Source organism: Asticcacaulis sp. AC402 (assembly GCF_000495835.1).
Lineage (GTDB): Bacteria > Pseudomonadota > Alphaproteobacteria > Caulobacterales > Caulobacteraceae > Asticcacaulis.
Genome location: NZ_AWGC01000004.1, coordinates 1 through 13,803, shown reverse-complemented (window position 1 = coordinate 13,803; position 13,803 = coordinate 1). Strand labels below are relative to the sequence as shown.

Here is a 13,803-nt window from a genome sequence, read left to right as displayed (position 1 = left end):
TTGCGACAGCATGGTTGCGGGTGCGCCTGAAATTGACCATAAAGCCTACCTAGACCTTTTCCATCGTCTCCGTCTATGTGAGCTGCAAATGCGCCTTTTCGCCGCTACCCTCGCTTTGGCCCCGATCTTTCTGGCCCCGATCTTTCTGGCCCCGATCTTTCTGGCCCCGATCTTTCTGGCCACAGCCGGCGTTGCTGCGGCGCAGGCGCCGCTGGTTCCGGCCGGCCTGAACGTCTTTTTTTCGCCGGCGGGTCAACCTTTCCGCGCCAAGTCCTCAGATCCCTATCCCAAGGATGCCTGGTTCACCCAGGCCGACCGCGACAAGGACGGTAAGATCAGCCACGAAGAATTCCTGATCGACAGCATGGCCTTTTTCATCCTGCTGGACCAGAACAAGGATACGGTCATCAACAGCCCGGAAAACACCCGCTACGAAACCCAGGTGGCGCCGGAAATCACCCGTGTCGACCCGCGTATCCGCCAGCCCAAGGTCTTCGTCCGCAAGTCCGATCCGACCATGGACATTGACCGCGGCGCGGCGCAAAACCGCTACGTCAAGACGGTTCAGGGCGCGTCACAATACAGCCTGATCGACGAGCCGCAACCGGTACGTGCCGCTGATTCCAACCTCGACTTCAAGGTGTCCGACGTCGAATGGGTTGCCGCCAGCGAACAGCGCTTTTCGATCCTTGACGCCAATGGCGACGGCGGCATAGCACTCGAGGAACTGACCAAAACGCCGGCCCAGGTGGCCGCCGAGGCCCCGCACGATGGAAAGCCTAACAAGAACAAGAAAAAACGTATCTACCGCGGCGACGATCGCTCGGCGGAGTAGGGTGACGCAGGCTTGCAATTCTATTCCCTGATCACGTCGCCGATGAGGCACGTCTTCACACTCGAGCTGAAAATTGCGCAAAAAACGTGCCGACATCGCGCCAGCCGTGCGCGTTTTGTCTCGCCACACCCCTGGCCGTATGATAAGGGCGCCCATTCAAAAACGATATGAGGCGGGGCGGTGCTCACAAAACGGGTCGAGAAGCTGGGACTGTTCGGGTTAGGTGCGTTCGGCCGCCTGATCGTCAAGCACCTGTCGCCCTATTTCGACATCTACGCCTATGACCCGAGTTCTCAGGCCCGCGCCTTCGCCCGGCGGCACAATGTTCACATGGTCAGTCTGGAAGAGGCTGCCGCCTGTCGCATCGTCGTCCTGGCGGTCCCGATCCGCGCCATGAAGGCCGTTGCCGAAAAGATTGCGCCCCTGGTCCATCCGCGCGCCATGGTCATCGACGTCGGATCGGTCAAGATGAAGCCGGCGATGTGGCTGGAAGCCACCCTGCCCAAAAGCACCTATATCCTGTGCACCCATCCTCTGTTCGGGCCGCAGTCGGCGCGAAAGGGCATCCATGACCTGGAAATCGTCGTCTGCCCTGTGCGGATCCGCCGGCTGGACCCGATCCTGCGCTTCTTCCGCGAAACCCTTGACCTGAAGGTTTCGGTGGCGACACCGGAACAACATGACAAGGCCCTGGCCGCTGTCCAGGGCCTGACCCACCTGATTGCCAAGGTCATGTCGGGTCTGGAGCCCCTGCCTACCGTGCACACGACGCGGTCGTACGACTTTCTGATGCAGGGTATCGGCCTGGTTGCCGCGGATTCCGACGAACTGTTCCTCAGTATCGAGCGCGACAATCCGTTCGCAGCCGAGGTCCGGCGGCGTTTTTTCCACGAGATCGATTCGCTGCGCAACCGCCTGGAAGCCCACGACGGCAGCGGTAACTAGAGCGCAATCGGCAAAGTGCTGCACATATTGTCGGATTGGGCTCCAGGCTTACAGAGATTGTAACTCTTACAGACACCTGTTCGGTGTTAGCCTCCCAGGAAAAAGGAGGCCACCATGCGGCATTTAGCGATCCTGACCTTTTCACTGGCCCTGTTTGCCACGACGGCCGTGGCCGCCGATAGCAAAGCTTCGCTGGAAGCGCAAACCATTGCGCACCTGGAAGCCAGCAATGTCGCGCTGGGCCAGGCTTCGGCCGAAGTCACTGCCGGCAATATGCCCGGTACCTGTCCACACCTGAAAAAAGCCGGCGAGGAACTGGCGGTCACTGTCGGATTGCTCGACCGGTATCGCCAGGTCGTTGTCGATGACAACACGCTGAGCGCCGGCGACCGCGAGGCACAAGTCACTGAGCTCAACGGGCTTCAGTCCGAGATTCAGCAGCAGTCGCAGGAAATTGACGACCTGCTGGCCCAGTATTGCGCCTGAACCTTCAGGGTGCTGGCTCCACCACCGCCGCATCTTTTCCGGCGACCCGCGATTGCGCGGCCCGCAATATCTCCGAACTGCTGGTGCCGCGGATGCCAAACATCTCACGGAAGACGTCGCGGCGTTCGTGTACCGAGGCCAGGACCAGCCCCATCGGCACGCCCAGGTCGATCAGGGTGTTTTCCGCCAGTTGCAGCGAGGCCTCGATGGTTTCCGGGACGGCATCGGTCGCACCCATCTGGTACAGGCGCTGGGCATGTTCGGCGTCGCGGGCGCGGACAATGACGTGGACGTCGTCGCGTACCGAGCGGATGCATTTGACGCACTGGTCAGTAAAGGTCGGATTGGACGCCGTCACCACGACCGCACGCGCCTTTTCGATCCCCATCCGCAGCAAAAAATCGGCCACAGAAGCATTGCCGTACCAGGCCTCCAGCCCGGCGGCGCGTGCGCGTTGAACGACCTGCGGATTGAAATCGACCACGGTGAACGGAATGCTGTGCTGGCCCAGCATGTCGGCGACCAGGGCGCCGACGCGGCCGAAGCCGACAACAATGACCTTGGCGACCGCTTCGGCTTCGGGCGATATCTCGGGCGCTTCCGTCGTCTTCTGCGGTTGGACCTGCTTGCCAATACGGCTGGCGATCGCCGCAAGGAACGGAATGCTGAACATCGACAGAATGGCCGCCAGGATGACCGCCTGGCCGAAGCCGGCGCTCATCACCCTATGGCCGATGGCCTCGTCGATTATGACAAAGGCAAATTCTCCCGCTGGCCCCAGTACGGCAGCGGTTTCCACCGCGCTGCGGGGCGACAGGCCGAACGACCGGGCAAGCGGATAGATCAGGGCCGCCTTGATGGCAATCAAACCCACCGCCAGCCCCAGGACCAGGCCCGGACTGGCCAGGAAGGTGGCGAATTCCAGCCGTGCCCCGACGGTCACGAAGAACAGGCCCAGCAGCAGACCCTTGAACGGCTCGATCATCACTTCGATCTCGCGGCGATACTCAGTCTCGGCCAGCAGCACGCCGGCGACGAAGGCCCCCAGCGCCATGCTCATGCCGGCCATGACAGAAATCTGACCCGACAACACGACGACCAGAAGACAGGCTGCCATGAACAGTTCGCGACTGTTCGACACCGCGGCGGTGTTGAACAGTGGCCTTAGCAGCCAGCGGCCGCCGATGACCAGAATCGCCATGCCGATCAGGGCGGGGATCAGGGCCAGCAGCCCGCTCAGCCCCTGGGATGTGCCGTTGGCGGCACCGGCCAGCATGGTGACCGTGATAAGGATCGGCGCCACACTCAGGTCCTGGGCCAGCAGGACGGCAAAAACTGAGCGTCCTGCCGTGGTGCGCAGTGCCTTGCGGTCTGCGAGGACGGGAATGACCACGGCCGTTGACGACAGCGCCAGGGCCATGCCGAGCATGGCGGCGGCGGTCCAGCTTTGGCCGAGAGTGGCGAACAGGCAAGTCAGCACGATCGCCGACAGCACCAGCTGGGAACCGCCCAGGCCGAAGATCAGCCGCCGCATCGACTTCAGACGCTCGAACGTCAGTTCCAACCCGATGGAAAACAGAAGGAAGACGACGCCCAGTTCGGCCAGTTGATGTACCGCGCTGGACTGCATCACGGAAAAATCGTCGAGCCACGACATGTGGCTGGAGATGCGCCCGAAGACGTCTGGTCCCAGCATCACCCCGACCAGCAAGAATCCGAGCACGGACGAAATCTTGTAGCGCTGGAAGATCGGCACGATGACCGCGGACGCCAGCAGGAAAACAATGATGAAAAGATAGGCGCCATTGCCATCTCCCGCCCCATGGCCGGGCGTCTGCACCACGTGCATGGCCACGACACTTAAGTCAGGGGCGGGCAAGTCTGGGGTGGGAAAGTCTGGGGCGGGAAAGTCCGGGGCGGGCAGGCCGGGGGCAGACGAGATCATGCGCATTCCATTCAAGATTTCCGTGGATTTACAAACTATGCGGGAAGGCAGGCGAGAATGTAACCCCAAAAGTGGCGAAAATTGAAAAACCATGCCCTACGTTCAGCATTACATGAACGAAATTTCACGTTGCCCCCGCGCATAAAGGCGATAGTGTGGCGGAAAGACTTAATTCCAACCGGAACTCCGCATCCGGACAAGGGGCTTACCATGCGTCTTCTCAAACTCCTCACCCTGACGACGGCTCTGGCCCTGGTCACATCCCCCGTGCTGGCGGCCGACAACGGCCTGGCCACAGAGCGGACCCAGCACAGCCTGCACGGGCTGGAAGCCTATCTGGCTGCTGACAAGGCCGATGGCGGCGATCTGACAACAGCGGCCCGCTTTGGCACCTGGGGCGTCGATCTCGAGGGCATGGACACATCGGTCAAGCCGGGCGACAGCTTCTTCCGCTATGTTAACGGCAAGGCGCTGGACGGCATGGAAATCCCGGCCGACAAGACCTCCTACGGCGTCGCCTACAAGCTGCTGGACCTTTCGGAGGCGCGCTCCCAGGCCATCATCGAAAAACTGGCCGCGCGCAACGACCTGACCGGCGACGATGCCAAGATCGCGGCCATGTACAGGTCCATGATGGATACTCAGATCATCGAGGCGCGCGACGCCGCCCCCCTGGCACCCCTGCTGGCTTCGGTGCGGAGTATCAAGACCAGGTCCGAGATGGCCGCGTGGATGGGCAGGAGCTCAGGCACCTTCGGTTCGTCCTTCTTCGGCGCCTATGTCGCCGCCGACGAAAAGAACCCGCGCGTCAATGTCGTCAACATGGTTCAGTCCGGCCTGGGCCTGCCTGATCGCGACTATTACCTGAAGGAAAACTTCGCCGACAAGAAGGCCAAGTACGAGATCTACGTCGCCGACATGCTGCGCCTGGTGGGTTATCCCAACGCCGCCCAGGCGGCGAAGGACATCGTCGCCATGGAGACGAAGATCGCCGAAGTGTCGTGGACACGCATCGAGCGCCGCGACTCGACGAAAACGTACAATCCATTCTCTCGCGCCGAACTGGCCAAGTATGCGCCGGGCTTCGACTGGGCGGCCTTTTTCAAGGGCGCCCAGCTCGACAAGGCTTCGAAGGTGGTGGTCGGTGAAAACACGGCCTTCCCGAAGATCGCCCAGGTCTTCGCCGACACGCCGCTGGAAACGCTCAAAGCGTGGGAAACCTTCCGCGTCGTCGATGAGGCGGCACCCTATCTGTCAGAACGCTTCGTGCGCACCGCCTGGACCTTCCGCTCGAAAGAGCTTGGTGGCCAGAAGCAACAACGCCCGCGGTGGAAGCGCGCCATCTCGGCGGTCGAAGGCTCCCTGGGTGAAGCCCTGGGGCGTACCTATGTCGCCGAGTACTTCCCGGCCGAATCCAAGGCCAAGATGAAGGCCCTGGTCGACGACCTGCTGAGCGCCATGAAGATCCGCATCGATAACCTGACCTGGATGTCGCCGGACACCAAGGCCAAGGCGCAGGAAAAGCTCTCCAAGTTCGTCGTCAAGATCGGCTATCCCGACAAGTGGCGCGACTATTCCGGCCTGACCATCGAGGCCGGCGACCTCTACGGCAATCAGGAGCGCACCAGCGCCTTCAATTGGGCCTTCCAGGTGTCCAAGGTCGACCAGCCCGTTGACAGGCTGGAATGGGGAATGACACCACAGACTGTCAACGCCTACTATTCGCCGACCCAGAACGAGATCGTCTTTCCGGCCGCCATCCTGCAGCCGCCCTTCTTCGACCCGGAAGCCGACGCGGCGGTCAATTACGGCGGCATCGGTTCGGTTATCGGTCACGAAATCAGCCATGGCTTCGATGACCAGGGCCGCAACTATGACGGCGACGGTGTGCTGACCGACTGGTGGACCGCGCAAGACGCCGACAAGTTTACAGTGCAGGCGACAAAGCTCGGCGCCCAGTACGACGCGTTTGAGCCGGTGCCTGGCCATAAGGTCCAGGGCGGCCTGACCATGGGCGAGAACATCGCGGATCTCGCAGGGCTGATGATCGCGCTGGATGCCTACCGCCTCTCTCTGGACGGCAAGGAAGCCCCGGTGCTGGACGGCTTTACCGGCGACCAGCGCGTCTTTCTGGCGGCCGGTCAGGTGTGGCGTTCCAAACGCCGCGAAGCGACCATGATCCAACTGCTGGCCGTCGACTCACATTCGCCGGACGAGTTCCGCGCTCTGGGGCCCGCGCGCAACATCGATGCCTGGTACGACGCGTTCAAGGTGTTTGACGGCAAGTACTTCCTGAAGCCCGAAGACCGTGTCCGCATCTGGTAGCAGGGTCACGGACCCTGCACCCGGAAACCTGACAGCGCCGGTCGCTGCGGAACCCCGCATCGGCCGGTTTATTAATGCCGTCCGCGTTGCCTGAGCAGACCTATTGTCCACCAGACGGCGCCAGCCAGCACCAACACCGGCGCGCCCAACAGGACCATCTGGCAGACGGCAAAAGCAATATAGGTGCCCATGCCGAGCCACATCACGTGTCCCTCTGAAACGGCCATCATCACAGCGAAGGCCATCAGCATCGCGGCAAGGCACCACAGTATCATCCAGGCCGGCAGCGTCGTCGGTTTCACCGGCACGCCGCCCGGGTCAGCCAGGCGATTTCGTCGCTTAGTTTTTGTACCGGCACGGCAATGAGCCGCTCTTCCAGACCGATCGAGATAATCCCATGCACCGCCGCGAACAGGGTCCGCGCCCGGATTACCAGCGCGCGCCCGTCGAGGTCTGGCATGATCACACTCAAAGGTTCGGCAATATGGCGGAACAGCCGTAGCTGGTCCTGAGCCGCCCACTCCGGCAAGGGCGAATCCAGCCGCAGTTCGAAGATCATCCGCCATAACGGCAGGTTGTTGCGGGCGAAATCAAGATAGGTGTGCGCGACCGCCACCAGGCGTTCGATGGCCTCTTCGCGCGTCGCATTCGGCAGGTGGCCGGTGCGCTCGGTCGCCGCCTCGCCCAGGCGTCTCAGGGTCTTCGACGACACCAGCAGCAGCAGGGCGTCCATATCGGCGACGATATTATAGAGACCGCCCAGGGCAATGCCGATATCGGCCGCCAGGTCGCGCGCCTTCAGGCTCTGCAGGCCGGAATCGCAGATGCGCTTTTCGGCAGCGGCCATTAGCGCTTCCAGTTGCGCCTGGCGCTTGGACAGGGTGGTGGGGGTTACAGTCGTGGGTGTGGCGGTTTTCGCGACGGGTTTTGGGGCCATGGTTCGGCTCTTCTGGGAAATGTTATGAACGACGTTCATTTTTATATTGAACGCGGTTCAAAATATGCTACAAGAGGATCGTGAACGACGTTCATATCACCAAAAGCCCCGGTGATGAAGCGATTTGTTCACACCCCGGGGGGAGCTTTGGGGGGATTACCCAGGGAGAGGTGAGGGCGGCCACGTAACCTTCACCTCTCCTGCCTTCAACACATTTCCGCAGGAGGCGGAACCATGAAGCGCTTGATTCTGATCGTTGTGTCCGTGCTGGCCTGCGTTGCGTCCTATCAGGCCATGGCTCACGGTATTGAGACCAACCCGAAGCTGAAAGAAAATGCCGACAAGCTGACGGCCGATCTGGCCAATTTGCTGAACTACAAGCCGACCGATGGCGCGTCGGATGCCGGTCGCATCCGCCGGTATATGGATCCGGTTTAAGCCGGAATTTTAACCCGGACGGACACGGATTCCCCACCCATCAGGAACCCGCCGTGTAGCGGAATGTTTTCCAAGTAAGTCGGTCCACAGATTACACAGATTGCACAGATTCGATTGTACGAATTTCTTACAAAAATTTCTAATCTGTGCAATCTGTGGACTCCGTTTGCTAAATAACCGCTTCGCGGCGGGTTCAAGATTACCCGGAAAGCGAACGGTATCCCTACCCGGACTTTTGCTGCGCCATCAAAAGGCCCGCTACGCCGGCAATTCCGGCGACGACGCTCACCACGAAGGCCACCAGCAAGCCGGCGCCCCAGGCTGAGTCCAGCAACAGCTCAAGGCCATCCTTCCGGCTGGCCAGCCAGCAGAATATGGCAAACACCACAAAAGTCACGGCCAGGCCGCCAAAGGTGGCGACCAGGCTGACCACGGTCAGATACCGTTTCACACGTCCTCAACAGGCTCTCCGGGCGCCACCGTCCTTAGGCGGGACGGTCTGTTGACAAAGCAGCCCCTACCAGATCTTCACGCGATCCTCGGGCTTGAGGTAGTAGGTGTCGCTTTCCTTGACATTGAACAGGGTGTACCAGGCGTCGACATTGCGTACCGGACCGATGGCGCGGAAATTGTCCGGCGAGTGCGGGTCGGAAGCCACCACGAACTTGATGAAGTCGGGCTGATACTTGGTCTGCCACACCTGGGCGAACCCTAAGAAGACGCGCTGTTCGCCGGTAAATCCGTCGAGGACCGGCGACGGCTGGCCCTTAAGTGAGATTCTGTAGGCGTCGAGGCCCAGCAGGATACCGCCCAGGTCGGCGATGTTCTCGCCCATGGTCAGACCGCCCTGGATATGGATACCCGGCAACGGTTCAAAAGCGTCGTACTGGGCGCCCAGCTTCTTGGCCTCAGCGTCGAACTTGGCCGAATCCTCGGCGGTCCACCAGTCGGTCAACACGCCATTGGCGTCATAGTTGCGTCCCTGATCGTCAAAGCCGTGGACGATTTCATGGCCGATGACGCCGCCGATGGCGCCGTAATTGACCGCCGGGTCGGCTTTCGCATCGAAGAAGGGCGGCTGCAGGATGGCCGCCGGGAAGACGATTTCGTTCTTGGTCGGTGAATAATAGGCGTTGACGTCCTGGGGGAACATTTCCCACACGCCTGGGTCGATTGGCTGGTCGATCCGGGCGATTTGATAGTCCCATTCGAACACTGACGAGCGTTCGATATTTCCGTACAGGTCGTCTGGCTTGACTACCAGCGCCTCATACGACCGCCACGCGTCAGGATAACCGATCTTGACGCCGAAGGTGGCCAGCTTTTCCAGCGCCTTGGCCTTGGTGGGGGCACTCATCCACGGCAGATTCTCGATACGGATCTTCATGGCGGCCAGCAGGTCGGCGACCAGGGCCTCCATCTGGGCCTTGGATTCGGCTGGGAAATAGTCGTCGACATAGGCCTTGCCCAGCGATTCGCCCATGCGTTCGCCCGTGATCGAAATGGCGCGCTTCCACAACGGTCGTTGTTCCTGGACACCGTACAACGCCTTGGAACGGAAATCGAAGCGGCGCGAATAGAAGCGGTCCGACAGATAGGCAGCGGCCTGGTCGGCGGCGCGAAAGGTCTCCCATGCCTTCAGGGTTTCCAGCGGGGTGTCGGCATAAATCCTGGCAATCTTGGGGAAGGCGGTGTTCTGGCCGACAATGACCTTTTGCGCCCCAGCGGCGCCGGCAGCCTTGAAGAAGCCATCCCAGCCAAAGCCCGGTGCGTAGGTGTTCAGGTCCTTCAGCGCCATCGGGTTATAGGTCTTGGTATCGTCGCGGCTTTCGATCTTGGTCCAGTGAACCTTGGCGATCTCAGTTTCCAGGGCGACGATGTCCGCCGCCGCCTGGGCTGCATTGGGATAGGCCACCATGCGCAGCAGGTCGGTGACATAGGCCTGGTAGGCCGCCTTCTTGTCGGCATAGGTCTCCGACAGATAGTAGTCGCGGTCGGGCAGACCCAGACCGCCCTGGGTCAGTTGCACGGCGTAATAGCCGGGCTTCTTGGCATCGTCATAGACCGACAGGTCAAAAAATGACGAGCCGAAACCCTTTGAGGTCCAGCCCATATAGGCCGCCATCTCGGCCTTGGTCTTTATGTTCGAGATCTGCCGCAGTTGGGGCGCGAAGGGCGCCACGTCGCGCTGGTTCTTCAGGTCCTTGTTCATGACGCTTCGGTACATGTCGGCGATCTTCAGGTCTTCGCCGCTCAGGTCGGTGCGCGCCGCCAGGCCGGTGATCAGGGCGTTCAGGCGCACTTCTGACAGGTCATAGAGGATGTTGAAGCTGCCATAGCCCGGCTGGTCGCCTGGAATCTGCATGTTCTTGAGGGCGGTGCCGTTGGCATATTCAAAGAAGTTGTCGCCGGGCTCGACGGCCGGGTCCATGCCGTCGATGGCGAAGCCCCAGGTGCCGTAACGCTTGGCTTCGATCGAGGTGACCGGTTCGGCCGCGCCGGGCGCCGGATCGGCCACCAGGCGGTGGGAGATTTCCGGAGGCGCGGGCGAAACATAGGCCAGGGCCGGCGCAGCCACGAGAGGCAAGCCGAGCACGATTGCGGACGTCAGCAGGCGGGTACGAAATATGCGCATGGAAGGTCTTTCACAAAACGGCGCACATGTCCCCGGCGCCTGGATAACAGCCGGCGTCGACATTGATACAAATCAGACCAATTGTATCATGAAATTTTCTTAATGCGTTGAGGCGTTAGCAAAAAAACTTAACTTTTCTCTAAGATTTGACAATCTCGTCAAAACCGCCACAATTCGACGCAAAAAAAAGCCCGCCGAGGGGGATACCACGCGGCGAGCTTTCTGTTTTATTTTAAACGAGCGTTTCCTCCCCGAAACGCTGGAACCGACTTCTCTCTGCGGGAGAAGTTCCGTTCTCTTGAGACCGCAATAACCAGATTTCTCCCTACCGTGTCAACAATGATTTCTCACATTATGTCAAAATTATTCTGACCCTGGCCAAGCTTGTATCAGTCTCAACCAAATCGGTCAAAAAACGCCCCGGATTTGACAACGGTGTCAGTCGTTTTTTGCGATATTTTTCAGATAGTTGATAGCGTCTGCCCGGGGCAAGGTCACCTGCCCTGGGCGACCTTCGCGCCAGGCCTTATTGTCACTAATTTGCAACGATAAATCGCGACCTAAATCGAGGTCCTTTATGGTAACGGTACCACTTTTTAGTTCGTCCTCGCCGATCATTACGGCCGCTGGCGACAGGCGCCGGTCGGCATACTTCATCTGGGCCTTCATGCCCGACCGGCCGAGATAAACCTCCACCGCCAAGCCAGCCCTGCGGACCTCCGCGGCCATCTGGAAATAGGCGCCCATGTCGGCTTCGGAAAAGTTGATGATGACGATCGGGCCGCGCGCCGCTGTCGCCTTTTCGCCCTCGACCAGGCGAAGGGCTGCGGCAAGGCGCGACACGCCGAACGAGAAGCCGGTCGCCGGAATGCGTTCGCCGGTGAAGCGCGCCACCAGGTCGTCATAGCGGCCGCCGCCGCCGACGCTGCCGAAGCGAACCAGTTCGCCTTTTTCGTCACGCGTCTCCAGCAGCAGCTCGGCTTCGAACACGGCGCCGGTATAGTATTCCAACCCGCGCACGATCGACGGTTCGAACACCGCGGCACTGTCGGACACGCCCAAAGCCGTCAGGGCGGTATCGATGCGCGTCAGGTCTTCCAGTCCGGCCTGTCCTTCCGCCGAATTGGCCAGCACATTACCCAGGCGCTGCAAGACCAGCGCGCGCGCTGCGCCGCCGTCGGCGGCCATAACGAAGTCGAGGACCGGACGAATCGCAGTTTCGTTCAGTCCGGCGCCCTTGGTGAAGTCGCCGCTGTCGTCCTTGCGGCCCTTGCCCAGCAACAGTTCGACGCCCGCAATCCCCAGGCGATCGAGTTTGTCAATGGCGCGCAGTACCGCCATTTGTTCGCCAGCGTGGGTGACGCCCAGACTGGTGAGCAGGCCGTTGAGCAGTTTGCGATTGTTGACGCGCAGAAGAGCCGGTACGCCGGCCGCCTTGAAGCCTGCCACGGCCAGCGCAATGATCTCCGCATCGGCTTCCGGCCGGTCGCTGCCGACAGTGTCGGCATCGCACTGGATAAACTCACGCAGACGGCCGGGACCGGGCTTTTCGTTGCGGTACACCGGACCGAAAGCATAGCGGCGGAACGGCTTGGGCAGGCTGTCCCAGTTCTGGGCGGCGAATCGGGCCAGGGGCGCGGTCAGGTCGTAGCGCAGTGCCATCCATTGATCGTCATCGTCCTGAAGTGCGAAGACGCCGACATTGGGCCGGTCGGAATCGGGCAGGAACTTGCCGAGCGCATCGGCATATTCAAAAGCCGGGGTCTGCAGGGCTTCGAAACCAAAGTCTTCGTAGACCTTGGTGACGGTCTCGACCAGTCGGCGTTCGAGCGCAATCTGGCCGGCACGTTTATCGGTGAATCCGCGCGGCGCGCGGGGTTCGGGGCGGGATTGGGGAGCTTGATCTGTCATGTCTGCGCCTTAGCCCATGCAGCCTTAAAGGACAAGGCAAGGCCGCTTTTCGACGCCCGGGGATGATCGGGATTATTCGCAAATTGTTCGCCTGTATGGGGAAAATGATCATAGTTCGGTATTTTGACACCTATGTCAAAAAAATCAGGTAACGCACTGTTAAATGTGGCGAAAGGGTGGTAAACATGAGGCTCCCTTAAAGGAGGGCAAAACTATGAGCAAGCGTTCCCATGCAATGGAAAGTGTCTCGCGTTTTGTGATTGCTGCGTTAGGTGCGACGGCTCTGATCGGTGCTGTCGGCTGGGCATTCATGGCTTTCGACAACGGCGGCTGCAGTGGCGGCATCGAGTGCCGGACACAATCCGAGCGGACACAAGTCCAGTACTGACGACCGGATTTCTGCCAGACAGTGGCCGTCTGGAGCGCAATCCGATAAAAAGGACGCCATCGCACGGGCGCTCCCGTTTTTGGAAAAATTGCGCGACAAAACAGAAACCTGGAGCGATGTTTTGATTCCATCAAAACCCATTTCGCTCTGGTGACGGCCAGCATCCCCCTCTTTCACCCCTGTGCCTGTCGCAGGGGGAAGAGCAGGTGCGTGTTAACGCTTTCTTGTTAACGCTTTCTTGGCCGGAAATTTGCACTATGCGTTCCAACCCAAGCCTCATGCCCAAGAGTGAATTGCCACTTTTGGGCATGAGGCGTCCCAAAAACATCAAGCAGAATGATACGTCTCTTCAGAATCATTCTGAACTGGTGAAGGAGCGCACAATGAAACACGCCATATTCCTGGCGGCGCTGCTCGGCATGAGCGCCGTCGCAGGTGTTTCGTGCGCCAGCTTGCCGGAAACGCCCGCGACCAGCGCGATATCGCGTGAGCCCTTCTATGCCGGCCTTGTCACCCGCGCCGCGCAACTGAAAGCGCAGATGGATGGCTTTGCGCCGTCCCTGGACGCTCGTGCCCGTCCGGGCTTCGACGCCTTTGTCCGTGATATCCGTGCCTTGGCCGAGGATGATATGAAGGCGCACCTGGATTTGAAGGCGCGCGGTACCGACAGCGACCTGAAGTGCATCCTCAAAGGGGTGTCACTGGATCTCAACATCAAGATGGACGCCATCCTGGCGGCGAAAAACGAAGCCGAACTGGCGACGGCTTATCAGGATATGTCGCTGCTGCTGAGCGACAATATCGACGTCATTGTCACCCCGGCGACGGCGGAGTCCGGTTTGGACTGCATCATCGAATTCGGCGCAGGGTAACTAGTCGTCCGTGAACAACGCGCAGGGCATTGAAGTGGCTGAATAATTTTCGCATCTGAAGTATTCGTCATTGCCAGAAATGGCGG

Annotated in this window: 13 protein-coding genes; 7 read left to right on the top strand and 6 right to left on the bottom strand. The window is 60.3% G+C overall.

The genetic code is table 11. The features are described 5' to 3' along the window. Positions 1 to 88: 88 nt before the first annotated feature. The 3 genes from ABAC402_RS22515 (at position 89) to ABAC402_RS22505 (ending at position 2,266) form a co-directional block, all read left to right on the top strand. Positions 89 to 835 (top strand): hypothetical protein, encoded by a 747-nt coding sequence (locus ABAC402_RS22515; RefSeq protein ID WP_023447891.1) that lies wholly within the window; start codon positions 89 to 91, stop codon positions 833 to 835. A gap of 180 nt (positions 836 to 1,015) precedes the next feature. Then, positions 1,016 to 1,780, top strand: coding sequence for a prephenate dehydrogenase/arogenate dehydrogenase family protein (locus ABAC402_RS22510; protein WP_023447890.1), 765 nt, complete (start codon positions 1,016 to 1,018; stop codon positions 1,778 to 1,780). Between the two features lie 114 nt (positions 1,781 to 1,894). Beyond that, positions 1,895 to 2,266 carry a hypothetical protein gene (locus tag ABAC402_RS22505; protein ID WP_023447889.1) on the top strand — a complete coding sequence of 124 codons (372 nt, stop codon included), beginning with the start codon at positions 1,895 to 1,897 and terminating at the stop codon, positions 2,264 to 2,266. Between the two features lie 4 nt (positions 2,267 to 2,270). Here the strand turns inward: ABAC402_RS22505 and ABAC402_RS22500 are convergent, their stop codons facing one another. Beyond that, positions 2,271 to 4,211, bottom strand: a complete 1,941-nt coding sequence (locus ABAC402_RS22500; protein WP_235079896.1) for a cation:proton antiporter — start codon at positions 4,209 to 4,211, stop codon at positions 2,271 to 2,273. Between the two features lie 210 nt (positions 4,212 to 4,421). Between ABAC402_RS22500 and ABAC402_RS22495 the strand changes: the two genes are divergently transcribed. After that, a complete protein-coding gene (locus ABAC402_RS22495) occupies positions 4,422 to 6,536 on the top strand; it encodes a M13 family metallopeptidase (protein WP_023447887.1) in 2,115 nt (704 codons plus the stop codon). 71 nt (positions 6,537 to 6,607) lie between these two features. Here the strand turns inward: ABAC402_RS22495 and ABAC402_RS22490 are convergent, their stop codons facing one another. After that, positions 6,608 to 6,838 (bottom strand): hypothetical protein, encoded by a 231-nt coding sequence (locus ABAC402_RS22490; RefSeq protein ID WP_155847275.1) that lies wholly within the window; start codon positions 6,836 to 6,838, stop codon positions 6,608 to 6,610. Continuing rightward, positions 6,835 to 7,473, bottom strand: coding sequence for a TetR/AcrR family transcriptional regulator (locus ABAC402_RS22485; RefSeq protein WP_235079895.1), 639 nt, complete (start codon positions 7,471 to 7,473; stop codon positions 6,835 to 6,837). The genes ABAC402_RS22490 and ABAC402_RS22485 overlap by 4 nt, the downstream gene beginning before the upstream one ends. A gap of 234 nt (positions 7,474 to 7,707) precedes the next feature. Between ABAC402_RS22485 and ABAC402_RS22480 the strand changes: the two genes are divergently transcribed. Further along, entirely contained in the window at positions 7,708 to 7,911 is a 204-nt protein-coding gene (locus tag ABAC402_RS22480; RefSeq protein ID WP_023447884.1) for a hypothetical protein, read from the top strand. Between the two features lie 223 nt (positions 7,912 to 8,134). Here ABAC402_RS22480 and ABAC402_RS22475 read toward each other — a convergent pair whose 3' ends face one another. From ABAC402_RS22475 to hisS, 3 genes are all read right to left on the bottom strand, one after another. Continuing rightward, complete coding sequence (locus tag ABAC402_RS22475; protein ID WP_023447883.1) at positions 8,135 to 8,362, bottom strand: hypothetical protein; 228 nt, start codon at positions 8,360 to 8,362, stop codon at positions 8,135 to 8,137. Between the two features lie 66 nt (positions 8,363 to 8,428). Then, positions 8,429 to 10,546 carry a M13 family metallopeptidase gene (locus ABAC402_RS22470; RefSeq protein ID WP_023447882.1) on the bottom strand — a complete coding sequence of 706 codons (2,118 nt, stop codon included), beginning with the start codon at positions 10,544 to 10,546 and terminating at the stop codon, positions 8,429 to 8,431. A 438-nt stretch (positions 10,547 to 10,984) separates the two neighbouring features. Then, positions 10,985 to 12,457 (bottom strand): histidine--tRNA ligase, encoded by a 1,473-nt coding sequence (gene hisS, locus ABAC402_RS22465; RefSeq protein WP_023447880.1) that lies wholly within the window; start codon positions 12,455 to 12,457, stop codon positions 10,985 to 10,987. Positions 12,458 to 12,671: 214 nt separating this feature from the next. Here hisS and ABAC402_RS22460 point away from each other — a divergent pair, with 214 nt between their 5' ends. After that, entirely contained in the window at positions 12,672 to 12,845 is a 174-nt protein-coding gene (locus ABAC402_RS22460) for a hypothetical protein (RefSeq protein ID WP_155847274.1), read from the top strand. A gap of 383 nt (positions 12,846 to 13,228) precedes the next feature. Continuing rightward, entirely contained in the window at positions 13,229 to 13,717 is a 489-nt protein-coding gene (locus ABAC402_RS22455; protein ID WP_031235053.1) for a hypothetical protein, read from the top strand. The last annotated feature ends 86 nt before the right edge of the window (positions 13,718 to 13,803 follow it).